Annotated in this window: 26 protein-coding genes and 3 pseudogenes; 7 read left to right on the top strand and 22 right to left on the bottom strand. The window is 60.2% G+C overall.

Going from position 1 to position 25,902, the window contains the following annotated elements:
- Positions 1-28: 28 nt before the first annotated feature.
- The 4 genes from mhpD to ACZYSM_RS22695 form a co-directional block, all read right to left on the bottom strand.
- On the bottom strand, positions 29-823 hold the full coding sequence (gene mhpD, locus ACZYSM_RS22710; protein ID WP_489074790.1) for a 2-keto-4-pentenoate hydratase: 795 nt from the start codon (positions 821-823) through the stop codon (positions 29-31).
- A 118-nt stretch (positions 824-941) separates the two neighbouring features.
- On the bottom strand, positions 942-1,811 hold the full coding sequence (locus ACZYSM_RS22705) for an alpha/beta fold hydrolase (protein WP_489074788.1): 870 nt from the start codon (positions 1,809-1,811) through the stop codon (positions 942-944).
- Positions 1,812-1,884: 73 nt separating this feature from the next.
- Positions 1,885-2,829, bottom strand: coding sequence for a 3-carboxyethylcatechol 2,3-dioxygenase (gene mhpB / locus ACZYSM_RS22700; protein WP_489074786.1), 945 nt, complete (start codon positions 2,827-2,829; stop codon positions 1,885-1,887).
- Position 2,830: 1 nt separating this feature from the next.
- Positions 2,831-4,561, bottom strand: coding sequence for a bifunctional 3-(3-hydroxy-phenyl)propionate/3-hydroxycinnamic acid hydroxylase (locus ACZYSM_RS22695; protein WP_489074837.1), 1,731 nt, complete (start codon positions 4,559-4,561; stop codon positions 2,831-2,833).
- 292 nt (positions 4,562-4,853) lie between these two features.
- On the opposite strand from ACZYSM_RS22695, the gene ACZYSM_RS22690 reads away from it, so the two are divergent.
- Positions 4,854-5,681 carry a DNA-binding transcriptional regulator gene (locus tag ACZYSM_RS22690; RefSeq protein WP_489074784.1) on the top strand — a complete coding sequence of 276 codons (828 nt, stop codon included), beginning with the start codon at positions 4,854-4,856 and terminating at the stop codon, positions 5,679-5,681.
- Positions 5,682-5,704: 23 nt separating this feature from the next.
- Here the strand turns inward: ACZYSM_RS22690 and ACZYSM_RS22685 are convergent, their stop codons facing one another.
- Positions 5,705-6,370 carry a ribonuclease T2 gene (locus tag ACZYSM_RS22685; RefSeq protein ID WP_489074782.1) on the bottom strand — a complete coding sequence of 222 codons (666 nt, stop codon included), beginning with the start codon at positions 6,368-6,370 and terminating at the stop codon, positions 5,705-5,707.
- Positions 6,371-6,581: 211 nt separating this feature from the next.
- On the opposite strand from ACZYSM_RS22685, the gene ACZYSM_RS22680 reads away from it, so the two are divergent.
- Positions 6,582-7,244: a glutathione S-transferase family protein gene (locus tag ACZYSM_RS22680; protein ID WP_489074780.1), complete on the top strand. Its 663-nt coding sequence runs from the start codon at positions 6,582-6,584 to the stop codon at positions 7,242-7,244.
- Between the two features lie 59 nt (positions 7,245-7,303).
- Here ACZYSM_RS22680 and ACZYSM_RS22675 read toward each other — a convergent pair whose 3' ends face one another.
- The 5 genes from ACZYSM_RS22675 to ACZYSM_RS22655 all read right to left on the bottom strand — a co-directional run bounded on the left by ACZYSM_RS22675 (position 7,304) and on the right by ACZYSM_RS22655 (position 12,064).
- Entirely contained in the window at positions 7,304-8,914 is a 1,611-nt protein-coding gene (locus ACZYSM_RS22675; protein WP_489074778.1) for a gamma-glutamyltransferase family protein, read from the bottom strand.
- Between the two features lie 32 nt (positions 8,915-8,946).
- On the bottom strand, positions 8,947-9,726 hold the full coding sequence (locus ACZYSM_RS22670) for an amino acid ABC transporter ATP-binding protein (protein ID WP_489074775.1): 780 nt from the start codon (positions 9,724-9,726) through the stop codon (positions 8,947-8,949).
- A gap of 2 nt (positions 9,727-9,728) precedes the next feature.
- Entirely contained in the window at positions 9,729-10,496 is a 768-nt protein-coding gene (locus tag ACZYSM_RS22665) for an amino acid ABC transporter permease (protein WP_489074773.1), read from the bottom strand.
- Positions 10,497-10,507: 11 nt separating this feature from the next.
- Entirely contained in the window at positions 10,508-11,314 is an 807-nt protein-coding gene (locus ACZYSM_RS22660) for an ABC transporter substrate-binding protein (protein ID WP_489074771.1), read from the bottom strand.
- Between the two features lie 81 nt (positions 11,315-11,395).
- Entirely contained in the window at positions 11,396-12,064 is a 669-nt protein-coding gene (locus ACZYSM_RS22655; RefSeq protein WP_489074769.1) for a GntR family transcriptional regulator, read from the bottom strand.
- 334 nt (positions 12,065-12,398) lie between these two features.
- Here ACZYSM_RS22655 and ACZYSM_RS22650 point away from each other — a divergent pair.
- Positions 12,399-12,551: pseudogene (locus ACZYSM_RS22650) on the top strand (transposase domain-containing protein); the annotation flags it as partial.
- A gap of 76 nt (positions 12,552-12,627) precedes the next feature.
- On the opposite strand, the gene ACZYSM_RS22645 reads toward ACZYSM_RS22650, so the two are convergent.
- The 11 genes and pseudogenes from ACZYSM_RS22645 to ACZYSM_RS22595 form a co-directional block, all read right to left on the bottom strand.
- Positions 12,628-13,434: a sulfite exporter TauE/SafE family protein gene (locus ACZYSM_RS22645; protein WP_489074767.1), complete on the bottom strand. Its 807-nt coding sequence runs from the start codon at positions 13,432-13,434 to the stop codon at positions 12,628-12,630.
- A gap of 9 nt (positions 13,435-13,443) precedes the next feature.
- Positions 13,444-14,667 (bottom strand): NAD(P)/FAD-dependent oxidoreductase, encoded by a 1,224-nt coding sequence (locus ACZYSM_RS22640; protein ID WP_489074835.1) that lies wholly within the window; start codon positions 14,665-14,667, stop codon positions 13,444-13,446.
- 42 nt (positions 14,668-14,709) lie between these two features.
- Positions 14,710-15,036, bottom strand: a pseudogene (locus ACZYSM_RS22635) (protein tyrosine phosphatase family protein); the annotation flags it as partial.
- A gap of 59 nt (positions 15,037-15,095) precedes the next feature.
- Entirely contained in the window at positions 15,096-15,959 is an 864-nt protein-coding gene (locus ACZYSM_RS22630; RefSeq protein WP_489074765.1) for an MBL fold metallo-hydrolase, read from the bottom strand.
- Positions 15,960-16,047: 88 nt separating this feature from the next.
- Entirely contained in the window at positions 16,048-16,806 is a 759-nt protein-coding gene (locus tag ACZYSM_RS22625; RefSeq protein WP_489074763.1) for an amino acid ABC transporter ATP-binding protein, read from the bottom strand.
- A gap of 4 nt (positions 16,807-16,810) precedes the next feature.
- Positions 16,811-17,506, bottom strand: a complete 696-nt coding sequence (locus ACZYSM_RS22620; RefSeq protein ID WP_489074833.1) for an amino acid ABC transporter permease — start codon at positions 17,504-17,506, stop codon at positions 16,811-16,813.
- A complete protein-coding gene (locus ACZYSM_RS22615) occupies positions 17,503-18,198 on the bottom strand; it encodes an amino acid ABC transporter permease (RefSeq protein ID WP_489074761.1) in 696 nt (231 codons plus the stop codon). Before ACZYSM_RS22615 ends, ACZYSM_RS22620 begins: the two co-directional genes overlap by 4 nt.
- Before the next feature lie 42 nt (positions 18,199-18,240).
- On the bottom strand, positions 18,241-19,086 hold the full coding sequence (locus tag ACZYSM_RS22610) for an ABC transporter substrate-binding protein (RefSeq protein WP_489074759.1): 846 nt from the start codon (positions 19,084-19,086) through the stop codon (positions 18,241-18,243).
- A 94-nt stretch (positions 19,087-19,180) separates the two neighbouring features.
- Complete coding sequence (locus tag ACZYSM_RS22605; RefSeq protein ID WP_489074757.1) at positions 19,181-20,359, bottom strand: trans-sulfuration enzyme family protein; 1,179 nt, start codon at positions 20,357-20,359, stop codon at positions 19,181-19,183.
- A 22-nt stretch (positions 20,360-20,381) separates the two neighbouring features.
- Positions 20,382-21,425: a PLP-dependent cysteine synthase family protein gene (locus tag ACZYSM_RS22600; protein WP_489074755.1), complete on the bottom strand. Its 1,044-nt coding sequence runs from the start codon at positions 21,423-21,425 to the stop codon at positions 20,382-20,384.
- Positions 21,426-21,438: 13 nt separating this feature from the next.
- The gene (locus ACZYSM_RS22595) at positions 21,439-21,819 is read right to left on the bottom strand and encodes a Rid family detoxifying hydrolase (protein ID WP_489074753.1); all 381 of its coding nucleotides are present in this window, start codon (positions 21,817-21,819) and stop codon (positions 21,439-21,441) included.
- A gap of 147 nt (positions 21,820-21,966) precedes the next feature.
- On the opposite strand from ACZYSM_RS22595, the pseudogene ACZYSM_RS22590 reads away from it, so the two are divergent.
- Together ACZYSM_RS22590 and ACZYSM_RS22585 are read left to right on the top strand one after the other, a co-directional pair.
- Positions 21,967-22,142: pseudogene (locus ACZYSM_RS22590) on the top strand (IS21 family transposase); the annotation flags it as partial.
- Between the two features lie 342 nt (positions 22,143-22,484).
- A complete protein-coding gene (locus tag ACZYSM_RS22585) occupies positions 22,485-23,504 on the top strand; it encodes a D-cysteine desulfhydrase (protein WP_489074751.1) in 1,020 nt (339 codons plus the stop codon).
- Positions 23,505-23,553: 49 nt separating this feature from the next.
- Here ACZYSM_RS22585 and ACZYSM_RS22580 read toward each other — a convergent pair whose 3' ends face one another.
- Positions 23,554-24,021 carry an Lrp/AsnC family transcriptional regulator gene (locus tag ACZYSM_RS22580; RefSeq protein WP_489074749.1) on the bottom strand — a complete coding sequence of 156 codons (468 nt, stop codon included), beginning with the start codon at positions 24,019-24,021 and terminating at the stop codon, positions 23,554-23,556.
- Positions 24,022-24,189: 168 nt separating this feature from the next.
- Here ACZYSM_RS22580 and metC point away from each other — a divergent pair, with 168 nt between their 5' ends.
- Positions 24,190-25,377, top strand: coding sequence for a cystathionine beta-lyase (metC, locus tag ACZYSM_RS22575; protein WP_489074747.1), 1,188 nt, complete (start codon positions 24,190-24,192; stop codon positions 25,375-25,377).
- A 111-nt stretch (positions 25,378-25,488) separates the two neighbouring features.
- A complete protein-coding gene (locus ACZYSM_RS22570) occupies positions 25,489-25,833 on the top strand; it encodes a DUF3088 domain-containing protein (RefSeq protein WP_489074745.1) in 345 nt (114 codons plus the stop codon).
- Positions 25,834-25,902 lie beyond the last annotated feature (69 nt).

Raw genomic sequence — 25,902 nt, 5'->3', positions numbered from 1 at the left:
TTTACCTTTTGTGCACGCAAGTCGCCGATCACTCGGCACTGAACTCGACACCGACCTGACCGATGCCTTCAATCACGGCTTCGAAACGGTCGCCAGCACTGACTGGCGCCATGGGACCCAGTGCACCGGTAAGAATGACGTCGCCTGCCTTGAGCGGTTCACCCAAGCGCGCCATGGTGCGAGCCAACCAAACCGCAGCATTGAGCGGATGGCCCAGGCATTCGGCGCCACTGCCGCTGGAAACTTCTTCACCGTTGCGGGTCATGCGCATGCTGGCCTGGCGCAGGTCGAGGCCGTCCAGGCGACGGGCTGGACCGCCGAGCACGAAGCAACCGCTGGAAGCGTTGTCGGCCACGGTATCGACGAAGCGAATGTTCCAGCCCTGCACGCGGCTGCCGACGATTTCCAGCGCGGGTAATACCCAGCCAGTGGCCGCCAGGACCTCAGCGAAAGTGGCATCGACGCTTGGCAGGTCGCGTTCCAGGATCAGCGCGATTTCGGCTTCGATCTTCGGTTGCAGCACACTGGCGAACGGCACCACCTCGTTGTCGCCGTAGCACATGTCGGCGAACAAGGTGCCGAAGTCCGGCTGATCCACACCCAACTGACGTTGCACCTTGGGATTGGTCAGGCCGATCTTGCGGCCGACCACGCGCCGGCCACTGGCCACGGCATGGGCGACGTTGAGGCGCTGGATGGTGTAGGCGGCCTGGCCGTTGTCTTCACCAATCCGATCGCGCAGCGGTTCGATCGCTTCACCGCTGGCCTCGGCCTGGCGCAAGGCGCTGGCCAGTTGATCCAGAGTTTGTTGGGTAACACTCATAACTCACCTCAGAGGTTGCGCGCTGTTCAAGCCCCGCCCGATACCCTGCCAAGAGGATATCGAGCATGCCTGGCGCTGGAGTGGGAGGAACCGAAGTTCACCAGCGCCAGGTGCCCGATCAGTGGGTCAGGAAATCCAGCACCATGCGGTTGAACTTCTCGGCGTGCTCCCACTGCGCCCAGTGGCCGCAACGGTTGAACACGTGCAGCTGCGCCTTGGGCAGACCGGCCAGCAGGCGCAAGCCGGTGTCCATCGGCACGAAGCGGTCTTCGCGGCCCCAGACGATCAGGGTGTCGGCGGTGATTTCGTGCAGGCGGTGGCTGAAATCCGGAAATTGCTTGGGGTTGAGGGTGCTGCTTTTGACGAAGTTTTCCAGGTGATCGCGACGTGCCAGAATGTTCTCCAGACGAGTCTTGAACAGTTCGTCAGTCATGCTGCTGGCGTCGAAAACGAAGACGTTCATCATCTTCTTCAAGTTCTCGATGGTCGGTTCGCGGTACAGCGCGCCGATCAGCTTGATGCCTTCGGTCGGTTGCGGCACGAATGCGCTTGGGCCGCCGGTACCGCCGCCCATCAGGATCAGTTTGCCGATCCGCTCAGGATATTCCAGGGCGAAAGCGACGGTGCTGTGGGCACCCATCGAGTTGCCGATGATGTGTACGCGGTCCAGGTCCAGCACATCGAGCAGGCCCTTGAGCGCTTGTGCATTGAGGTTCGAGCGCGAGCCTTCGCTGACGATCGAGTCGCTTTTGCTCCAGCCTGGGCAGTCGAGCAAAATCACTCGGTAACCCGCGGCCACCAAGGGTTCGATATTGCGATGGAAGTTCGCCCAGCCGCTGGCGCCAGGCCCCGAACCGTGCATCATCACCACGGTTTCATCGCCATTACCGACATCGTTGTAGTGCAGTTGCAGGTCCAGGTCGCCTTCCTTGATGCGTGCAAACCGGCTGGTCGAGGCTTCGGTCGGTACAGAGTTCGTTGCAGTCATCTCATGCTTCCTTCAATTCGGGGGATGGAGCGCTGGCGTCAAGCTTTAGCGCCGTTGCGGTGGATTCATGACGCTATTTCAAGGGCCGGGCCCCCAAGGCGCCGAAGCCTGCGATCCACTCGGGAATCGGGCGGTAGTAGCGGTCGTTTGCCTGATAGGGACCAAAGGCCGAGAGCGCGGCGAAAGCCGCCACCCAGGTTTTCACTTCATGGGTGGATTTGCCGGCAAGCGCCGACAGCTCGGCATTGCCCATGGCATCGAGCTCGCTCAGGCGGCCTTCGGCCAGAATGTCGAGGAAGCGCTGATCCCACTCCGGGTTCAGTGGGTGCAGCGAGTTCTGGTCCTCGGTGAAGCGCTGGGCCGCGAGGATGACCCGCTGCTGGCGCGCTTCACGCTCATTGGCCGGCAAGTGGCGGCCGCTGCCCATAAGCCGGTCGGCCATGCGGGCATCAACGTGGGCCAGTTCCGGCACTGGCGGCTGATGCGACAAGCCTCCGGAGCCGAGAAACAAGACCCGTTTGTTCAGCGTGCGGGCAAAGCGCCCAATGGCCTCGCCCAACAGGCGAGCACGCTGGAAACCCGGCAGCGGGATGGCCACTGAGTTGACGAAGACCGGGATCACCGGGCAACGATCGAGCCCGCCGAGCAGCAGCTCGAGCGGTTGGGCAAAGCCGTGATCGACCTGCATGCAGTAGGACACGGCCGTGTCCACGCCGGCATCGAGTACCGCTGTGGCACAGGCCTCGGCCAGCGCCCTGGGCACGTCCAGCTTGCCGGCGGCCGTGTCGAAATCGCCAATGGCCTCGGCCGCCATGCCGATGCAGAACGACGGCATCACGTCATAGAAAAAACCGTTGTAGTGATCGGGGGCGAACAGGATCACCAATTCAGGTTGAAATTCGGCGATCCGCGCGCGGGCCTCGGCGACGACGCTATCGACCTCGGCCAGTACCGCCGGCGCCGGGTCGACGTAACCGACCAGCGGGGTATGCGACAAGCACTGCAGGCAGGCACTCATCTCAAGCCACCTTGCTTGCGGCCGACACGTTGATCACCTGCGGCGTTGCCCAGAGGGCCTGTGCCAGCGAGTCACAGACCCGGCCCAGGGTTTGCGGAATAGCCAGGCCAGCCAGGAAGCGATCCGGACGCACCAGGGCAATGGACGCCGGATAACGACCGAACCACTCCTTGAGTCGTCCGCTGCTGTCACCGATGCGGATTACCCCGTCGCTGAGCTCGCGCTCGGCTTTGAGCTGAACCGTGGGCAGCACTTGAATAAAACGGGTGCCCAGGTTGCGCCAGAACACGACCTGCTCGGCACTCAGGCCCCAGGTCGGATCATTGCCCCAGGCAATGATTGCGAAGTTGCTGCCGATCACTTCATCGAGCAGGACTTCCTGACCCGCTTCGGTGAGCACCTTCGGCTGGATAAACATACGTCCAACCGGCGAGTTACTGACCTCGGGACCGCTGGCGACCAGCACACCGGTGGTGTATTGCGGCATCGGCTTGAAACGCATTTCCAGGAAGTAGCGTTTGACCGGTGGCAGGTAATTCAACAGCCAGGAAATACCGTCGCGCAGCATGCCCTGCCAACGCTGGGGCGGCGCGAGCACGTGACCGGCCAATACCGACAGGTTGATCATCGCCTTGGCATGGTCGCGACGTTCCTGCTCGTAGGTGTCGAGCAGTGCTTCACCGGCCAGCCCCTTGACCACCAACGCCAGCTTCCACGCCAGGTTGCAGGCATCGCGCATGCCGCTGTTGTAACCCTGCCCTTGCCAGACCGGCATGATGTGCGCGGCATCGCCAGCCAGGACGATGCGCTGGACACGGAACTTGCCGGCCAGGCGCGCGTTGTGGGTGTAGACCCGGCTGCGGATCAGATCGATCCGGTCCGGATCGGGCAAGACCTTGGCCAGCAGGCGACGCATGTTTTCCGGCTTGCTCAGTTCTGCCTCAGTCTCACCGGGCATGACCATGAACTCGAAGCGACGCACGCCATGGGGCAGCGCAGCGGACACATAAGGGCGCACCGGGTCGCAGCACAGGTAAACGTTCGGCGTGCCCAGCGGATCGTTGGCGATGTCGACCACGATCCACTGGTTTGGCGCAGTCTTGCCATCGAAGGATATGCCCAGGGTGCGGCGCACATAGCTGTTACCACCGTCACAGGCCACCAGATAATCGGCGCGCACAGACTCTCTGACACCACCGGGCGCATCCATGTGCAGGGTCACGCCATCGGCGTCCTGACTGAAGTCGATCAGATCGCGGCTGAACAAGGTCCGTACATTGCTGAAGCGCTGTAGCCCGTTGAACAGCACCGCGTCGACCTGCGGCTGAATGAAAGCATTGCGGCGCGGCCAGCCGAACTCGTCGGTCAGCGGCTGAATGTCGGCAAAGCAACGGCCCTTGGGCGTGAGGAAACGCATCGCATGCCAAGGCGTGGTATGCGGCAACACCTGGTCGACCAGGCCGAGCGCCTGAACCGTGCGCAGGGATTCGTCGTCAATGCCAATGGCACGCGGGTAGTCGATCAGCTTGTCGAGCTTCTCAATGACCAGTACATCGACGCCGACCTGACCCAGATAGTTGGCAATCGCCAAACCTACCGGACCGGCGCCGAGTACGACGACCTGGGCGGTGTGATTGGTGAGAGAAGCTTTTTCGGGCTGCAGGAAACTCGTTGTTTTCATTGTTTTCACCGTTTGAAACCATGTCACAACACCCGGCGTTTCAGATTGCAGGCAAGCCGGGGCCAGCCCCGGAGTTCGCCAGGCGACCCAGGGGGATAGGTTCAGTCGTTACAGAAGGTGGGTCGGTCCTGCTCAGGTGTCGCAGGGATTACCAGGCACGTCGATCCAACGGGCATCGAGCGAGGGAGAAGCGCAGGCATGGCTCATAGTGTTCTCCCCGTTCAAGGGTATTTGTCGTTGTTGGCGCTAGTATAAGAACGGCGTTTCTTGTCCTACAATGAAAAACACCCTAGGCGTGCACTAGGTGCACAGGCCTGATTTACAATATTTTTTTGGTGACTACATGACCTCTGGCGCCACTACCGATTACAAAACCGTGCGCGGCCTGACGCGCGGTTTGCAATTGCTCAACACGCTGAACCGTCTCGACGGTGGCGCCAGCGCAACCCGACTTGCTGAACTGACCGGGTTACACCGGACCACCGTCCGCCGCCTGCTCGAAACCTTGCAAGACGAAGGCTATGTGCGCCGCAGCGAGTCGGACGACAGCTTTCGCCTGAACCTGAAAGTGCGCGAACTGAGCGAAGGTTTTCGTGACGAGCAATGGATTTCAGCGCTCGCGGCGCCCCTGCTGGCTGAACTGCTGCAGGAGGTGGTGTGGCCAACTGACCTGTGCACACTGGATGTGGATGCCATGGTGGTGCGCGAAACCACCCATCGCTTCAGTCGCCTGTCGTTTCACCGCTCCATGGTCGGTCGCCGCCTGCCCCTTTTACTCACGGCCACCGGGCTGGCTTATCTGGCCTTCTGCCCCGATACCGAGCGTGAACGGATCATCGAATTACTCGCCAGCCGGGAGGATGAAGAGAACCGCCTGGCACGCAGCCCCGAAGCACTCGACAACCTGTTGCGTAGAACCCGCCATCGCGGCTATGGCGAAAACTTCATGACCTGGAACAAAGAAGAAAAAATCGCTTCGATCGCCGTACCGGTTCGCGGGCAACACCAACTGCTCGGTTGCCTGAATCTGGTGTACGTGGCCAAGGCGATGACAATCGAACAAGCCGTTGCGCGCTATCTGCCAGCATTGCAGAGGACAGCAAAACGGATTGAGCGCGAGGCTCTTGAAGGAGCCCCCGATGAGAACCGATCGACCTACGAAGGGCGTTGAGCTGGCGCCCCCCATTGGCTCGTTCATCGAATAGGCGGCACTCGAATCTCACCGGACCGACATTGATTTTTCACGCCCTTGCCGCACGCCCCGAATGACAAGTCCTTGCCCATGCAGACACGAACCTCCGAGAGTTCGGGTCCGTTACACCGAATAGCGATGCCATTAGCGGGTATGCCGGGATTACTTTCCCGGAACAATTGCACAATCTCTTGAGCTTCGAAGGTGTGGGTGGTGCTGAAAGGTTGCAGTTTCTCCGGGATCCGCACGGCGCCAACGGCCTTGTCTGCTGTGTCCAGGTAACCCGAGGCGCCCAGGCCACTGCAAGTGCCGTGCTTGGTCCATTCATGATTAAGCAGTTTCCTGGTCACAAACAACGTCAGCCCTCTCGCCTGCTCCGCTTGCGATAAAGGGACCATCGGAGAGCACGACTCCGGCCAGCCGCCTTTGGCGTACTGAGGCCAGAGACCATGGAGCACAAAGCCGTAACCTTTTCCCGAGCACTGCTCATTTTCGCTATGCGTCAGGCAAAACGTGGGCGACCAGGACAACGTCAGCAGATAGTAATCAAACACCCCCGCAACCGAATCAGCCTGCTGCTTGCTGTTTCGCGCCTCGCGAGCATCGCTCATACCAACACTGCAAATCGTCAGCGCAATGAGCGCGCCCAGTACATAAAGTTTTCTCATTTACGCTCTTCTTGGGGACCGGATCGCCCGGTCATTTCAAATAGTGGGTGGGAGAGTCTAGGCCAGGAAAGAGTCTTGTCATACTGACGTTTCAACAACATGACTGGGGCTGTCGCAGCTGATTCGGGCAGTCAATTCAGCGACTATGATGAGGGGGGCAACGGAGTTGGAACTGTAGCCTGCGTAAGCGCTATCGCCGAGGAGCCAAAAAATGTCGCTGACTCTTTACTACCATCCGCTGGCGTCGTTCTGCCACAAAGCGCTCATTGCGCTCTACGAGAACGGTATCGCATTCGAAAGGCGGGTCATTGATCTCGCGGACGATGCAGACAGAGCGGAGCTTCAAGCCCTATGGCCCATCGGCAAATTCCCGGTCATCCGTGACCATGCGCGCAAGCGCGATTTGCCAGAGGCCACCATCATCATTGAGTACCTGGATCACTTCTATGCCGGTGAGCAGCCTTTGATTCCAGGCGATTGGGACGCCGCGTTGGAGGTGCGTCTATGGGACCGCTTTTTCGACAACTATATCCATGAGCCGATGCAACAGATTGTCGGTGATCGCCTACGCGGCGCTAACGGTGATTTAACGAAACAACGATCCACGCTGGAGACGGCGTACGTCATGCTGAACCGCCAGATGGCGTCCAGGACCTGGGTTGCCAGTCAAGACTTCAGCATGGCCGATTGCGCCGCTGCCCCGGCGCTGTTCTATGCCAGCACCCTCCAGCCGTTCCCGGACGAGCTCAGCCACTTGAGCGCCTATTTCGACAGGTTGACGCAAAGACCGTCATTCCAACGAGTCATCGACGAAGCCAAGCCCTACTTTTCACTCTATCCGTTTGCGGACGCTATCCCTAAGCGGTTTCGCTAGGCGTCTGACGCCACACGTTTGTGGCGAGGGTGCAAGCGCCCTCACCACCCACGCATCCCTCAACACACCGCGATATGCGAGTCCGTTCGTGGCTCAGTCCCGCCACATAACACACCCGTTTCAGGATCGCGCAGAATGATCTGGCCACGCCCGTAACTGGTCAGATCGCACGCCATTTGCACCTGATGCCCGCGCCGCGCCAACGCCGCAGCCATATCCCGCGAAGCGCCCTGCTCGATGCCGACCCTCAGCCCTCCCAGCCACTGCCAGCGCGGCGCATCCAGGGCCGCTTGCGGGTTGAGGCCGAAATCCACCAGGTTCATGACCATCTGCACATGCCCTTGGGGCTGCATGTAGCCGCCCATCACGCCGAACGGTCCCATCGCCACGCCGTCCTTGCTGAGAAAGCCCGGGATGATGGTATGGAAAGTTTTCTTCCCGGGTGCCAGGCAGTTCGAATGCTCGGGATCGAGGCAGAACTCTTCGCCACGGTTTTGCAGGGCGATGCCACTGTCGGGCAGCACCACGCCTGAGCCAAAGCCGTGGTAGTTGCTCTGGATGAACGAAACCATGTTGCCTTCGTTGTCGGCGGTGGCCAGGTAGACCGTGCCGCTGGTGTGGGGGTCGCCTGGCTGCGGCACCACCGCCTGCTCGCCGATCTGCGCACGGCGATGAGCGGCATAGGGTTCGCTCAGTAAGTCCTCTACCGCGACCCGCATATGCTCCGGGTCGGTGATGTAGTGCAGGCCGTCGCTGTAAGCGAGTTTCATGGCTTCAAGCTGACGGTGCCAGGTCTGCTGGCTGTCGCGGTGATCGAAGTCGAAGCCCTCGAGAATTTTCAAGGTCATCAACGCCACCAGGCCCTGGCCGCTGGGTGGAATCTCCCAGACGTCGTAGCCCCGGTAGTTGACCTTGATCGGGTCGACCCACTGGGCGCGGTAATTCTGTAAATCACTGGCGCGCAGATAACCGCCCGTGGCCTGGGAATGCGCATCCAGCCGTTGAGCCAGTGCGCCACGATAGAAGCTTTCGCAACCTGTGGCCGCCAGTTCCGTCAGGGTCTGTGCCTGGGCCGGGTTGCGGAACATCTCGCCGGCCCGTGGTGCCCGGCCGTCAATTAGAAAGGTCTCGAACCAGGTGTCGAGGACGTTGTCCCGGCTCGGGGTGAAGTCCTCCAGCGCGGTTTGCCATTGAAGAGCAACCACCGGCGACACCGGAAACCCATCCCGCGCCAGGCTGATGGCCGGCTGCAACAAATCGGAAAAAGGTAAACGCCCGAAGCGCTTGGACAACTCGGCCCAGGCCGACGGGCAGCCTGGCACCGTCACCGGCGTCCAGCCATGCAGCGGCATTTGCTGATGGCCGGCAGCCTTCACCGCGTCAATGCTCAGGGCTTGCGGGGCATGGCCACTGGCGTTCAAACCATGCAATTTATTCTGGGTCCAGACCAGCGCAAAGGCGTCGCCGCCGATACCACAACCGGTCGGCTCAACCACCGTCAGCGCCGCCGCCGTGGCAATCGCCGCGTCAATGGCATTGCCACCATGGCGCAGGATTTCAATTCCCGCTTCGGCGGCCAGGGGCTGGGAGGCGGCGACCATGCCGCGTTTTGCAAAAACGCTTTGACGCTGTGAGGCGTAGGGGTACTCATGGGCTGAAAATTTGAACATGGCAGGATTCTCACAATAGAAATTTTTAAGGCTCACAGCACCCGACTGAGAAAAGCGCGGGTGCGGGCATGGCTCGGCTGGCTGAAGATCTGCTCGGGCGGCCCTTGCTCAATCAACTCGCCTTGATCAAGCACCACCACCCGGTCGGCCACCTCTCGGGCAAAGCCCATTTCATGGGTGACCACCACCATGGTCATGCCGTCCTCGGCCAACTCCTTCATCACTTGCAGGACTTCGCCGACCGTCTCCGGGTCCAGAGCGCTGGTAGGCTCGTCGAACAGCATCGCCTGAGGCTTCATGGCCAACGCCCGGGCGATTGCAACCCGCTGCTGCTGACCACCGGACAACATCGACGGGTAGTGATCGGCCTTGTCGGCCAGCCCTACTCGCTTGAGCAACGCCCGCGCCTGTTCCAGCGCCGCAGCGCGAGACACACCCAGCACATGAATCGGTGCTTCGATGATGTTTTCCAGCGCGGTCATGTGCGCGAACAGGTTGAAGCGCTGGAACACCATGCCGATGTCCCTCCGCTGCCGGGCAATGTTGCGTTCCGAGTCCCGGACCAGGCTGCCGTTGGCCCGAGTGCGGTAACCCATGGGCTGACCGCTGACGCGAATCTGTCCGGACTGAATGTCTTCGAGCAAGTTGATGCAGCGGATAAAGGTGGTTTTGCCGGAGCCGGAGGCGCCGATCAGCACCACCACTTCGCCCCGTCGAACTTGCAGGGAGATCCCCTTGAGAATCTCCAGGTCACCGAAGGACTTGTGAATATCCAGCGCTTCGATGACCAGTTCTTCACTCATGTGCGGCATGTTCAACGCCCTCTCAGCAGTTTCATGGTGTTGCGACCGAACATACGGCTGGCGGCTGGTGCCGGCCGGTCGGACTGGCCGAACCGAGCCTCGAGCCAACGCTGGAAAAAGCCCCAGAGCGTGGTCAGCACCAAAAAGTAGAGGGCGACCACCAGATACAACTCGAACACCCGGAAGGTCGCCGAGGTCACCATTTGCGTACTGAGCAGCAACTCCTGCACACCGATAACGCTGACCAGGGTGGTGTTCTTGAGCATCACGTTGAACTCGTTGCCCAACGGCGGCACGATCACCCGGAAGGCCTGGGGCAGCACGATGCGCCGCATCAGTTTGGGAAACGTCATCCCCAGGGAACGCCCGGCTTCATACTGGCCCTTGTCCACCGCACCGATTCCAGCGCGGATGATCTCGGCCATGTACGCGCCTTCGTTGAGGCCCAGGGCAATGATCGCCGCCTGGATATTGCCCGGCACGATGAACCAACCCAGGTCCAGGTCTTCGAAACGGAAAATCCCCCCGGCCGCCAGTGCCGTGTAGAGAAAAACGATCTGCACCAGCAACGGCGTGCCGCGCATCAGCCACACATAAAAACGCACCGGGTACTGCAACAGCGGGTTGCGCGACAGCTTCATCAGCGCCGCCGCCAACCCCAGCACACAGCCCAGTAGCATGGCCGATACGCTGATCAGGCAAGTCAGCCAGAGCCCCGTCAGGTAGACATCGCTGGGCTGCAGCAGGTACTGCCAGAACACATCCCAATTGAAGTTCATCGAATGCGCCCTCAGTCCAGTTTGTCGCTGTCGACATGCCATTTGCCGAGCAGCGCGGCGTAACTGCCGTCAGCGCGCATGCCTTGCAAGACGTCGCTCAATGCCGCGCTCAGCTGTGGATCGCTTTTGCGCGCGCCGAACCCGGTAAGGATCCGGTTGAACGCTGGCACCGCTGACTGGAACAGGTCCGGGGCTAGTTTCTGATAGTGCCCGGCCGACTCCACGGTGGTGCCGAAGGCGTCCACCTGGTTGATCCGTAGCGCCTGGAACGCATCGGCGTCGACGTTGTACACCACCAGTTTCATCGGGGCCTTGCCAGCCGCTGCCAGCTTGTCGTTTTCGGCGCCAAGCAGGATGCGGATTGTCGAACCATTGCTGACCGCGACCTTGAGCCCGGACAGGTCTTCCAATGTGTGCACCGATTTTGGGTTGCCCTTGGGCACCACGATGGATTGGCTGGAGTACATGAAATTAACGATATCGATCACCTCGCGGCGTTCGGGCTTGTCGAACAACTGATCGACGATCATGTCGCATTGCTGCGCCAGCAGGGCCGGGATGAGCCCGGCGAAGGGAGAGATCCGCCATTCGACTTTTTTGTCACCCAAGCGCCGGGCGATCTCTTCACCCAGATCGACTGCAAGCCCGATTGGCTTTTGCTTCAGGTCAAAGGACACCAGGGGCGGCGAGTCCATGCCCGAGCAATAGACGATCTTGTCGCTCTTGCTTAATCGCTCAGGAAGCTCGGGGGTGGCCTGTGCCCATTGCGAGCAAAGGCTTAAGGTAAAAACGGCAACTAACGCGCAAGGCTTGTGCATGGCAAGACTCCAGTTATGTCAGGTAACGAGGCGTTACTCAAAATCACAACAACCGCAAAACCGCTAGGTCAAAGACCCTTTTTACTGATGGGCCTCAAGGAACTGGATCAACCGCGGGATCGTTCCTTCGATGTGCTCGCACACCACCGAGGCGGCTTTGTCCGGGTCGCCTGAGCGCAGCGCGGCGAGAATCGAGGCGTGTTCGTCCCGGGCGCTACGGGGTTTATCGGCGTGTTGCAGCCATAGGCGCATGTGCGGCTCGATCACCGAATACAGTGCCGAAATTTGCCGCATCAGCCGTGGGCGCTCACTCAGGCTGCACAGGTACTCATGGAAGGCGCGATGGCGACTGACCCACTCGGCGCCGTCTTCGCGGTAGTCGTCCATTTCATCGAGCAGGCGCTCCAGATGGCTGAACTGACGCTCGGTGATTTTTGTCACGGCCACTCGAATTGCCAGGCCTTCGAGGGCGCTGCGCATTTCGAAGACCTCACGCATTTCCTCGATATTCAAACCCCGGACGATGGCTCCGCGATTGGGCCGCAGAATCACCAGTCCGTCGGCATCCAGACGCCGGAAGGCTTCGCGCACCGGCATCCGGCTCATGCCGATTTCACCGGCGATGTCCTCGGCAATCAGCCGTTCCCCGGTGCGGTAACGCCCTTTGCAAATGGCTTCCAGGAGAAAGTTGTAAGCCTCCTCCTCGGCGGTGATGGGCTGGCGCTCGGTATAGACAGGGGCAAACTTCATGGGCGGCACCTTTTGAATTTTTGTATCCAATTATCCATAAAGCCAAAAAAGCACTTTGCATGCCAATTTTTATCGGCTGCTTTCAGGTGGTTGATTCAATTGATTTATTGCTGACTTGAAGGGCTGGCAGAGAAAACTGCCAGCCTGGGAGGCGAGTTGAAATGACCCAAGATGTGGCCTGCCCGCCCGATAAAGGTGCTCGTGGTAACACGGGCTCACACGTTGCCGGCGATGCATTGCTTACCGACGACTCGATCCCTTGCCGCAGCCCGCGAGCCTGCGTTCGGTCTGGGTCCAGGCTGTGTGAACACTCGCTGCACACGTTAATAGCTGACAACTTTACAGTTTGGTCGAGACAGCTAAAGCCAACGGCCAAGAGCCCTATGCGTGGCTGCGCCACGCACTTGAACGGTTGCCGCAAGCCGCCGCAGTAGAAGACTTCGAAGCCTTGCTGCCGTGGAACTGCACGCCGCAAATACCAAGATAGCTATACGCCCCACCTTTAAAAGGTGGGGTTCATGGATCGCATACAAAGTACGCAGCGGCCTTCCTGATTATGTTTTCTACATCCAGGTTTTGAGCATCAGGTAGCCAGCAACCACAACGCACACCGCAGAAAAACCGAGTTGTATGGCTTTGACGGGAATCCTGGGGGAGATGATTCTTCCCAACAGCATCCCGCCGACACTGGCGGCTATAAAAACCCCACCTGTAGCCGTTATGTGGGCACCGGCGTGAATAGCGCCCGTCACCGCAGTGGCTGAGATCAGGGCAATGGTCATGAGCGAGGTAGCCACGATGCCATGCATTCTGATGTCTGAAAACTGTTGAAATGCAGGCACGATCAGGAACCCTCCACCCACACCGAGCATCCCCGTTAACAGCCCTGAGAGCGAGCCGACGAGGGCTAAGGTGGTTGAGCATTTCAATGTCCAGCGTAGGCGGCCGCTCTCAGGGTTGAGCATGCAGTTTTTGTGTTGCCAGCGCTGCTCAGTGTCTGCGGTTTTAGCCTTACTGCCGCGCGCCTGTCGAATCATGCGTATCGCCACAATAACCATCACCATGCTGAACAGGGAAATCAGTACAGTGTTGGGCAGCGAATGGGCAATGTGCACGCCCAGGGGCGAGAACACGGCGCCCAACAGCGCCATCACCAAGGCTGCACGATAACGTACCAGCCCTTTCCTGAGGCCATCCATGGCCCCTAACGTCGCCGCCGCGCTGACGGCAAACAGCGCCACGGGGGCTGCCGCCGTCATGGACCAGCCCAAGCCGATCACCAGCGCGGGTACGGCCAGAATGCCGCCACCGGCACCGGTAAGGCCAAGAATGATGCCAATGATCATCCCGAACATTCCACTGAGTAGCATGCTGGCCCCTTACTCAACCTTGGAGAGACTGGTCAGCCACTCACGCCCCTTGAGCATGCCGTTCCAGTAAAACCAGGGCAGGAATCTGGCTTTCAGGAACCATGCACACTGCCGGGCTACAGTCGGGTCCAGGGGGAACGATGGCAGCAATTTCCCGCCGTAACCGAACTCTGCGAGCACCACCTTGCCTTTTTCGACCGTGAGCGGGCACGACCCGTAGCCGTCGTAGCGCAGCAACATGGGCTGATGACGGCGCAATGCCAGGAGGTTCTTGGCCACGACAACAATTTGCTTGCGGGCTGCGGCAGCGGTTTTGGCGTTACTGGTGGAGCAGATATCGCCAAGCGCAAATACGTCCGGATAACGGCTGTGTTGCAACGTCCCCGGATCTACCTCGCACCAGCCTGCTGAGTCCGCCAAGGGGCTGCTACGAATGAAGTCGGGGGCTACCTGTGGCGGGACCACATGGAGCATGTCGAATTTTTTGGCGTACTGAGTGGGCTTGCCGAGCTCGTCCAGGCTTTCGAACCAGGCCGTTTTGGCCGGGCCGTCGACTTTGACCAGATTCGAGCCGAATTTCAGCTGCGCTTGATACTTCTCGATGTACTTCATCAGCGGCGGGACAAAGGCCGCCACGCCGAACAGCGTTGCGCCGGCAAGATTGAACTCGACATCCATGTCCTGTAGCACGCCTGATTTTTGCCAATGATCGCAGGAAAGGTACAGGGCCTTTTGCGGGGCGCCGGCACATTTGATCGGCATGGCAGGCTGGGAAAAGAGGGCTTTACCGCGGCGTAACCCCTGCACCAGCTGCCAGGTGTAGGCGCATAGGTCATAGCGGTAGTTGGACGTCACCCCATGCTTGCCCAAGGTTTCTTCCAGCCCTTCGATTTTTTCCCAGGCAAGCCTCAATCCAGGGCAGACGATGAGGTTTTGATAAGCGACGCTTTTACCGTCGCTCAGCAACAGACGCTTGCTGTCTGGCAGGACCTCGACCACAGCAGCCTTGATCCAGGTTGCGCCACGCGGAATGACGTGCGACATGGGTCTGACGGTCTTGCGCACGTCATACGCCCCCCCGCCAACCAGCGTCCAGGCCGGTTGATAGTAGTGCTTGTCATTGGGTTCAATGAGCGTGATCTGCAGATCGGGAGCACGCTTGAGCAGGCTGGCCACGACCCCGATGCCCGCCGATCCTCCACCAATGACCACGATGTCGGCGCTGATGCTGATATCGGCGCGACTTGTGGCGACTTCGCTGCGAGCGGCACTCGCCGACGCTTGTTGGTAGAGCTGGGTTGAGCGATTACCGGTACGACAAAACGCCAAAACGGGTGCAGGTAAGGTCCCCAACAATTGGCCGAATTGCTGGATATCACCGTCGCTGATGTTATTGGGCTGGACCGGGAGATAGGCAAAGTTCAGGCCCAGCCGTTTGGCTTCGTCTTGAATAGCTGCGCTGGCAGGTTGATCCGCGCCACCTTCATGATCCGGTCGGTTACAGATGATTGAGCGAAACCCTAGCTTGGCCGCTTCGTTGAGATCTTCCAGGGCTATTTGACCGGTTGTTGCAAAATCTTTGTTATGAGTGGTGACTTGCATGCCATTTAGACTCTTAAAGAGGTTATCCATGTCGCGCAGCCTGAATTCAATAAAAGGATTCAGAACACATTGAGCGGAATCTTCAGGTAGCTGATGCCATTGGCCTTCGCCACGGGGCTCTCCCCGGCCCGCATGTTGATCTGCACTGACGGCAGCAGCAGTCTGGGCTGGTTCAGGGTTTTGTCGCGCGCAGTGCGCAAGGCCACGAATTCAACTTCGCCGATGCCTTGGCCGACATGGATGTTGTGCGCGCGCTCCTCGTCCACCGTGGTCTGGTGACAGTAGACCTCGCGGCCGGGGGATTTGTAGTCGTGGCACATGAACAGGCGGGTGCTACCTGGCAGCTCGAACAGTCGGCCAATCGAACGGTACAGTTGATGAGCGTCGCCACCAGGAAAGTCGCAACGGGCGGTGCCGCAGTCGGGCATGAACAGGGTGTCGCCAACGAATGCCACATCGCCGATCAGGTAGCTCACGCACGCCGGCGTATGGCCGGGTGTGTGCAGTACGCGGACGGCCAGCTCGCCGATGTGGAATGTTTCGCCGTCGGCGAACTGGCGGTCGAACTGACTGCCGTCCACCCTGAATCCGTCTTCGGCGTCGAACAAGCTGGCGAAGGTGCTCTGCACCAGGGGAATGCGATCGCCAATGCCGATCTGCCCGCCCAGTTGCCCCTGCAGATAGCGGGCAGCCGAGAGGTGGTCGGCATGCACGTGGGTTTCCAGCACCCACTCAAGGGTAAGCCCGTTGGCGCGCACCTGCTCGATCAGGCGATCGGCACTCGCATATGAGATGCGCGCGGCGGCGGCATCGTAGTCAAGCACCGGGTCGATGATCGCGCAGCGCCGGGTCAGCGGGTCGCTGATCAGGTAGCTGTAGGTGCAGCTATCCGGGTCGAAGACAGGTTCAACGTCAAACTGCATAGTCACTTTTCCACGCTCAGATCGTCTGGGTCAGTACTGCCGGTAACGTGCAGCAGCGCGGCGGTTGAGCCGCACTGCTGGACTCCACTCAAGACGCCAGCGACATAGCGCCCCCGGCCATTGGCGAGCGAATATCGGACAGGAATCGCTGCGCGCGAGGGTGCTCAGGGTTCAGGAAGAACGACTCGGGCGTCGCACGCTCCAGCACCTTGCCCTGATCCATGAAAATCACCCGATCGGCCACTTCGCGGGCGAACCCCATCTCGTGAGTGACGCACACCATGGTCATGCCCTCTTTGGCCAAGCCTTTCATCGCCTGTAAAACCTCGCCGACCATTTCCGGGTCTAGCGCGGAGGTGGGCTCATCGAACAGCATCACCGGAGGGTTCATGGCCAGCGCCCTGGCGATGGCCACGCGCTGTTGCTGGCCGCCCGATAACTCACCGGGATAGGCGCCGGCCTTGTGGGCCAGGCCTACCCGTTCGAGCAGGCTCATGGCCAGGTCGTTCGCTTCTTTGGCGGGCAGCTTGCGCAAGCGCCGCGGTGCCAAGGTGCAGTTTTGCAACACGGTGAGGTGTGGGAACAGGTTGAACTGCTGGAACACGAAGCCGATCCGGCTGCGCAAAGCGTTCACACTGACGGAGCGCGCATGGATGTCCACGCCGTCGATGAAAATGTTGCCACTCTGGATGGCTTCCAGCCGGTTGAGGGTGCGAATCATCGTCGACTTGCCTGAACCCGACGGACCGCAGACCACCACCACCTCACCTTTGGCCACGGTTTCGTTGATGTCAGCCAGCGCATGATAGCTGCCGTACCACTTGTTGACGTTTTCTAGTTTGATCATGGGATTAAACCTTTGCAGAACGGACGGCGAGATGCTTTTCAAGCCAGTAGGCGAAGCGCGACAGGCTGAAGCACATGACGAAGTAAGTGAGGCCGAGGAGTGCATAGATCTCGATCGGTTTGGTCGGCAGCTGAGCGCTGATCTGCGAAGCGACAAACGACACTTCGGAGAGGCTGATGATGTAGCCCAGCGAGGTCTCCTTGATGGTCGAGACGAACTGGTTCACCAGCGAGGGCAGCATGTTGCGAAAGGCCTGGGGCAGGATTACCAACAGCATCGAAGACAGGTACGAGAAGCCGAGTGAGCGGGAGCTTTCCATCTGCCCACGGGGCAATCCGAGAATCCCGGCGCGGATGATTTCGGCGAGGTAGACCCCATCGAAAATCACCAGGGCGACGAGCATGGTGCCGAATTGATCGGTGCGTTGACCGGTAATAGTCGGCAGCAGGAAATAGGCCCAGAAGATGACCATCAACAACGGGGTGCCACGCAGTACATGCACCAGGCCTGTGACCGGCACGCGCAAAAACGCGTATGGACTGATGCGGCACAGCGCGAGCAGCACCCCGACCGGAAAGGCCAATACCAGGGCCAGCGCAGCCAGGATCAGGGTCATCGACAGGCCGCCCAGGGGGCCGTTCGGGTACTGGCCGATCAGGTAGTACAGCCCATAGGTTTGGATGATATCGAGCATCGTCAGGCACTCCGTACGGGATAGCGTTGCTGGTACCAGCTGGACAGCAGGGTGATGGCGATCGAGACGCTGACATAACCGGCGGTGGTTACGGCGAACGACTCAAATCCCCGGAAGGTGGCGCTTTCCACCTGCTGGGCCTGATACATCATTTCAGCGACGCCGATCACCATGGCGATGCTGGTGTTCTTCCACAGGTTCAGCGTCTGGCTGATCAGCGGTGGCACCGTCATCCGCAGCGACTGCGGAAGGATCACCAGGCGCATGGTGCTGATAAAGCCAAAACCGAGGGTGCGGCCCGCCTCCATTTGCTCCTTGGGAATGGAGCGCAAACCGCTGCGGATGTCCTCGGCCATATAGGCCGCGGTATAGAGCACCAAGGCGATGACAGCACTGACCGCCTCAATATTGTGCTGGTAAATCCAGGACTTGATGGGGGCCGGCAGCAGCTCCGGCGCGCCGAAATACCAGAACAGCATGTGCGCCAGCAGCGGCACGTTGCGGATTGCTTCCACGTAGGTGATCGCGATGCCCCGTAACGGGGCGTAGGGGGCGAGCCGCAAGACGGCCAGGACGATCGCCAGCGGTAGCGCGATAACCAAGGTGATCAGGGCGAGTTGGATGGACAGCAGGAAGCCACTGACCAGCCACTCCTGATACTGCCCGGACAGCACGATCGACAAATCAAACGTATTCATAAATGGGCCCGTAGCCCGGCCGAAGGCCGGGCCTTCAACAAGTCAGTTGATGTTGTCGGTTTCGATCTTGAACGACCGGCTGGCGAACTTCATGTTGGAGTCTGGACCAAACCATTTGGTGAACAGTTTCTGGGCCTCGCCGGAAGACTCCAGATCACGCAGAGTCTTGTTCACCTGCTCCTGGAAGGCGGGTTCGCCTTTCCTCAGTCCCAACGCCAAGTGTTCGGTCGAAAAATTTTGTGGGAGGATCCGGAAATCTTTTGCCGTATCTCCGAGCTTGGCGAAATTACCGGCCAATGAAGTTTCGTCGTTGGCGTAAGCCACACCTTTGCCCTGTTGCAGAGCGAGCAAGGCCTGAGGGTTGGTGTCGAACGAGACAATCTGGGCTGTGGGGAGCTTCGATCTGACGGACTGCTCCATCGTAGTGCCTTTGATCGTCAGTATCTTCTTGCCTGCCAATTGGTCCAGTTGATCGATGCCACTGTCCGCCTTGACCATCATCTTCTGCCCGGTGATAAAGGTCGAGAGCGAGAAGTTGATCAAGGCCTCACGCTCCTTGCTATGGGTCAAGGAGGCGGCCAGGAGGTCGATACGACCCTGCTGCAGTTCGGGGATACGTGCGGTGTTCGCCAATTGCTTCACCACTGGCTTGACACCAATGCTCGCGGCGATGGCAGTGCAAAGATCCACGTCGTAACCCACGATTTCGCGAGTGGCCGGGTTCTTCATGAAGCTGAACGGCTCGTCGGTGCCAAGCACGCCACAGACCAACTCCCCCTTTGCCTTGATATCGCTGAGTTGGTCGGCTGACGCCGAGACACTTGTTGCAAGCGCCAGGGCCAGTACTGCTGTTTTCCAGTGGGCTTTGACTACGCGATTCGTTTGCATTTTCTTGACCTTATTATTGTGAAAAAGCATTCCAGTTTTAGTCAGCATTGGGTGGAGCGAACTTCGAGGTACCTCTTGTCGTCAGGGGTATTGGTTATTCGGCCGAAGTAGTACGCAGTCGCTCGAAACCGGCATTCAAGTCGGCGATCAGGTCGTCGACGTGTTCCAGGCCGATGGACAGGCGGACCAGGTTCTCGCTGATGCCGAGGCTGATTTTCTGCTCATGGCTCAAGGAGTTGTGCGACATGCTGTAGGAGTGGTTGATCATGCTTTCAACTCCGCCCAGGGAGTCGGCCAGAACAAAAATCGACAGCTGCTCGATGAAGGGGGCCATCGCCTTGCGGTCGGCTTTGAGCTTCAGCGAGACCACTGCACCACCGGTGCGCATCTGGCTTTTGCACAGCGCATGTTGCGGATGGTTTTCCAGCCCCGGATAGAACACTTCCTCAACCTGCGGGTGGGTGCTGAGGAAGCGCGCGATCTGCGCCGCATTGCTGCACTGGCGCTCCATGCGCACGTCGAGGGTTTTCAGGCCGCGCAGGGCCAGGTAGCAGTCGAACGGCCCCTGGACCGCACCGATGGCCATGCTGATGGAGCGCAGACGAGCGAACAGTGACTCCTCAGCCGCGACCACCACGCCACCGATCAAGTCGGAGTGCCCGCCGATGTATTTACTCGCTGAGTGCATCACCAGGTCGACGCCGTACTCGATCGGGCGCTGGTTCCAGGGCGAGCAGAAGGTGTTGTCGACGCAGGTCAGGAGGCCGTGGGCGCGGGCGAAGTCGGTCACGCGCTGCAGGTCCACCAATTGCAGCAGGGGGTTGGTCGGCGTCTCGATCCAGATCAGTCGGGTGTTGTCGCGACGGCTGGCCGCCAGGGCCTCAAGGTCGTTGAGGTCAATGTAGCTGGCGCTCAGCCCGGAGGTCTTGCTGCGGTAGTCTTCCATCAGGCGGAAGGTACCGCCGTAGACGCCGGCCATCACGATCACATGGGAGTCTTTGGGCAGGAGCTCGAGCACAGTGGCGGTGGCAGCCATGCCCGAAGCGCAGGCCACAGCACCATGGCCGCTCTCTAACTGCGCAATGCAACTCTCGTAGGCATGGCGGGTGGGGTTGCCGACCCGCCCGTAGGCGTAGTCTGGACTGTCGTCAAGGCTGCGCTTGATGAACGAACTGGAGGTGACTATCGCTGGGAAGATTGTGTTGTCCGCGTAGTTCGACTGTTCGCCGGCGTGGATCACTTGGGTGGAAAAGTTGCTCTTGTTCTGGCTCATAGCCGGTAATCCCTTGCGAAGACTAAAGATAGCGATCGAGTTGTTTCGAATAGGGTGTGATGTCACCGATAGTACGAGCGACCCAGTCATGGTCGTAGTAGGTGTCCAGATAGCGTTCGCCGCTATCGCACATCAGGGTCACGATAGAGCCCTTCAGTCCTTGCTCCTGCATCCGCAACGCAACACTCAGCGCGCCCCACATATTGGTACCGGTGGAGCCACCGGCCTTCTTGCCGAGCAACTTTTCCAGCCAGTAGAGGGTGGCGATGCTGGCAGCGTCGGGAACCCTGAGCATGTCGTCGATCACGTCCGGCAGGAAGGACGGCTCCACCTGGGGACGACCGATGCCTTCGATGCGGCTGCTATGGGTGCTGGTGAGACTTGAGTCGCCTGTTCGGTAGCTTTCATAGAATACAGAGTTCTCCGGGTCCACCACTATCAATCGGGTATCGTGCCCCTTGTAGCGGATGTAGCGGCCGATGGTCGAAGAGGTGCCGCCGGTGCCTGCACTCATGACAATCGCGTGGGGAATGGGATGTGGCTCGCCGGTCATCTGCTGGAAGATGCTGTCGGCTATATTGTTGTTGCCGCGCCAATCCGTCGCCCGCTCGGCGTAGGTGAACTGGTCCATGTAGTGGCCATCGCTCTCGCGCGCCAGGCGCTGCGCCTCGGAATAGACCAGGGACGATTGATCGACGAAGTGGCAGCGTCCGCCGAGCTGCTCAACCTGTACGATCTTTTTGCTCGCGGTGTTGCGCGGCATGACCGCAGTGAAAGGCAGGCCAAGCAGTTTGGCGAAATAGGCTTCGGACACAGCCGTGCTACCCGAGGAAGCCTCGACCACATGGGTGCCCTCGCGGATCTTGCCGCTGCAAATGGCGTGCAAGAACAGCGAGCGTGCCAGCCGGTGCTTGAGGCTGCCGGTTGGATGTGTGCTCTCGTCCTTGAGGTAGATATCGACGCCCTTCAACCCCGGAATGTCCAGCTTGTGGGTATGGGTGTCGGCGGAGCGCAACAGGTCGCAGGAGATACTACTGATCGCAGACCGGATCCATTCATTCATCATCGTTTCCCCCGGCTCAGCATGCGGCCACAGCGATCGCGTCAATTTCCACCAACGCTGCCCGCGGCAAGCTACTCACGCCGATCGCCGCTCGTGCGGGATAGGGCTTGGCGAACAGCTCTTCCATCACCGAATTGATCAAGGCGAAATGGCTCAAGTCAGTCAGGTAGATGGTCAGCTTGACCACATCGGCGAAGCCCATTGAGGCCTCTTCGAGAATCGCACCCAGGTTGGCAAAGGCTTGCCGGACCTGTGCTTCGATGCCTTCGACCATCTGCATGCTCTGTGGGTCAAGGGCGATCTGACCGGAAACATAAAGGGTGGCTGCGCATTTTACGGCTTGCGAATAAGGGCCAATCGCCTCAGGAGCGACGCGGGTGGTGATGATCTTCTTCATATTCGGGGCTCTCAGGGCACATTTCATGGGATAAATCTTACAGTCACCCTCCAGAAAAAGAGTTTTAATCTTCCTATTCCTTACGCTGGTTTTTAGGAAAATTTTCTACAATTTGCAGTAATAAGAAAAATTTATGCTTTCGATCACCAGAGCAAGGCGCTGCATGCCTATGTGCAGCTGACGTTTGCACTCGACGAAGCGTTTCAGTTTGACTGGTGCAAAGAGGGGTTACTGGCCGGCGGTATTTACCGGCGCATGCGGTGTCCCCTCTGAAGCTGTGCGTCAGTCGTGCATTCTGGCTGGTGGCTTACTCGAGCCAAGGCTAATAAAGGCAAAGACCGGACTGTGAATGCGCACTAACGGGGATGATGACGGGCCTGCTCTCCGCGCGGCGCGTGTCGCATCGACTCCGCCGACCACCAGAAAAAATCTTCCAAGCCACGACCAAAGTCCGTGTGTTTTTGGGAACATTTTCTATTTTGACAACGCTAAGCTTCCCTTCAGTCGACCCGCACTCGTGATCGTCGAAGATACGGCGAGCGACGCGTTCTTCCATGCACCGCGTTCCGAGCGGGCGCGCGACTTCCTTGACAAGATCCTGCACTGACCCGCCACGCTTCGCGGCCGATCCGGCCGTGCCCCTTCAACGAACGACTGGGCCCGATATGAAAATGACAACACTTTCCGCGAGACTCAATACTTTCGCCCGCTTGAGCCTGATCGACGCGGCGACGCCGCTGCAGTGGCTGCCGCGGCTCTCGGCCCACGTGGGCCGCGACGTCTACGTCAAGCGTGATGATTTCACGCCACTCGCGATGGGGGGCAACAAGCTGCGCAAACTCGAGTATCTCGCCGCGGACGCGATCCGCGAGAAGGCGGACGTGCTCGTGACCGCCGGCGCCGTCCAGTCAAATCACGTCCGGCAGACCGCCGCGCTCGCGGCACGACTCGGACTCGACTGCGTTGCGCTGCTGGAAAACCCGATAGGTACCGCACGCGACGATTACCTGCAGAGCGGCAACCGGCTGTTGCTCGATTTGTTCCGAGTGCGCGTGCACGACGTCGACGATCTCGACACCGCGGACCGGCAGCTCGACGCTGCGGCCCAACGTCTGCGCGACGAAGGCCGTCGCCCATACGTGATCCCGATCGGCGGTTCGAATGCGCTCGGCTCGCTCGGCTACGTTCGCGCGGGTCTCGAGCTCGAGCAGCAGATCTCTGCGGCGGGGCTCGACTTCTCGGCCGTGGTGCTCGCGTCCGGCAGCGCGGGCACGCATGCCGGCCTCGCACTCGCGCTCGCCCATGCATTGCCGTCGCTGCCCGTGATTGGCGTCACGGTATCGCGCACGGAGGCCGCGCAGCGTCCGAAAGTGCAGGGCCTCGTCGAGCGCATCAGCACGCTGCTCGACGTCGAGACGCCGGCCGGCATGCGCATCGACCTGTGGGACGAATACTTCGCGCCGCGCTACGGCGAGCCGAATCGTGCCGGCCTCGACGCGGTTCGTCTGCTCGCGCAAACCGAAGGGCTGCTGCTCGATCCCGTGTACACCGGCAAGGCGATGGCGGGCCTGCTCGACGGCATCGCGCGCGGCCGCGTGGAAGGAGACGGCCCAGTGCTGTTCCTGCACACGGGTGGCGCGCCCGCGCTGTTCGCGTATCGCGACGCCATCTCCTCGCCGCAATAACGCAGAGCGCGCCGCCCCTCGACGATCGTCGGCGGGCGGCGCGTTCGCATCATGCCATCACGATGTAATCGGTCGGCAGCGCGGTCGTACGCTTGATCACCTCCATCGCGAACGCCGAACTCACGTCCATCAGCTCGACGCTCTTGATCAGCCGTTTGTAGACTCTGTCGTATCCAGCGATATTCGGCACGACGACCTTGAGCATGTAATCGACGTCGCCACTCATCCGGTAGATCTCGATGATCTCCGGAATCGCACAGACAGCCTCGACGAAATGCGACGTCCATGCATCGCCGTGCTGGTTCGAGCGCACCGTCACGAATGCAACGAGCCCCAGGTTCAGCTTGGCCGGATCGCACAGCACAACCTGCCGACAGATCACGCCGTCGTCCCGTAGTTTCTGCAGCCTTCGCCAGCATGGCGTCGGCGACAGATTCACTGCCTTTGCCAGGTTGTTCAGACCGATCGTCGCATCCTCCTGAAGTATCGTGAGCATCTGTGCATCGCGCTTATCCATACTGCCTCCAAGTTAGAATTTTTTTCTAATCTTATCTGTATTGGCGACATTCTTTGGAAACAATTTTCGTCTGCACGCAATTAACATAGCTTCAAGCACAGCGACTGCCGTGACGATGCGGCGCCACTTGATTCGCCTCGATTGAACCGACGATAAAAGGATCACGCCTTGAACTCCACGTATTCGACCGACACCGTTCTGGCCCACGAGGGCCGCACGCACAGCCAGCTCGGCGTGCCGGTGAACCCGCCGGTCTACCGGCAATCGACGTTGCTCTTTCACAGCATCGAGGCGCTGAAAACGGCGAGCGGCACGCCGAACGCATACGGCCGCGGCGGCAGTCCGACCACCCGCGCACTTGAGAGTGCGCTCGCCCGCCTCGAAGGCGCACATCGCGCGATGCTCACGCCGAGTGGGCTCAGCGCGATCACGACATCGCTGCTTGCGGTGCTCGGTCCCGGCGATCATTTACTGATGACAGACTCGGTCTACGATCCGACTCGCGCGTTCTGCTCGGAGACGCTCGCGCGTCTCGGCATCGAAACGACCTACTACAATCCGTCGATCGGCGCGGACATCGCAGCACTGATGCGTCCGAACACCCGCGCAGTGTTCGTCGAGTCGCCCGGCTCGCTGACGTTCGAGGTGCAGGACATTCCGGCGATCAGCCGGGTCGCGCATCGGCACGGCGCAATCGTGCTGATGGACAACACCTGGGCCACGCCGCTGCATTTCCGTTCGTTCGAGCATGGTGTCGACGTGTCGATTCACGCGGCGACGAAATACATCTCCGGGCACTCTGACGTGCTAATGGGCGCGATCCTCACGACCGAGGCGCTCTTTGCGAAGATCAACCGCTTCTATCGGCAGCTCGGCATGACCGTGAGCAGCGACGATGCGTATCTCGCACTGCGCGGCCTGCGCACGCTGTCGCTCCGGCTCGAGCGGCACCAGCGCAACGCGCATGCTCTGACGGAATGGCTCGCGCAGCAGCCGGAAGTCGCTCAGATCCTGTATCCGGCGCGATCGGACTCACCTGGGCACGCGCTGTGGAAGCGCGATTTCACGGGGGCGAGCGGCCTGTTCGGCGTGGTGCTGAATCCACAATCGGACGAAGCGATGCGCGCGATGCTCGACGGCATGACCTGCTTCGGCATGGGCTATAGCTGGGGCGGTTTCGAGAGCCTCATTCTCCGGTCGAACCCGGCGAGCTCCCGCACGGCGACTCAATGGCCGTGGGAAGGCCCGCTGCTGCGAATTCACGCAGGCCTTGAGCACCCGGACGACATGATCGCCGATCTCAAAGCTGCATTCTCGCGGCTGCGCGCCGCCGCGCTGACACCAATGGAAGCCTGACCCGCCGCGCGCGCGTCGACGATTCTCGTATCGATGCTTCGGTTCGCGACGCTCACGCGCATCGACGACACATCACCTCAACCTTCAACACCCAACCACAGAGAGACAACCATGAAAGACAAACTGCTCATTCTTCGTCCAGGCTTCTTCAGCGGCACCGAAGGCCCGTTCTACTGCGGCGACTCGGTATCCGTCGAAGGCTTGCTGAGCTTCTGCCCACAGCTTCGGGACGTGGTCGACGTCGCGTACATCGACGCGCCTCGTCCGCGCAACGCGATCGTCGCGTTGATTGGCGAAGACAACCAGTCTGCGCCGGTGATCGTGCTCGGCAAAGGGCAGGTGCCGAAGGACACGTCCATCGCAGTTCAGGAGCACAACGGCACGCGCTTCATCAACGCCCCCGACGATATCCGGCGCTACCTCTCGTCACAGTACAGCGTCGCGCAAGCGTCGTGATCGGTAGCGCTCGGGCGCACGCATCGAAAACGGCCCGCCGCACCTCGTGACGGCAGGCCGCGGGCCGAC

The organism is Pseudomonas sp. F220, from assembly GCF_057813935.1.
Note: the sequence above shows the minus strand (reverse complement) of the source record. Positions and strands in the feature narration are given on the sequence as shown.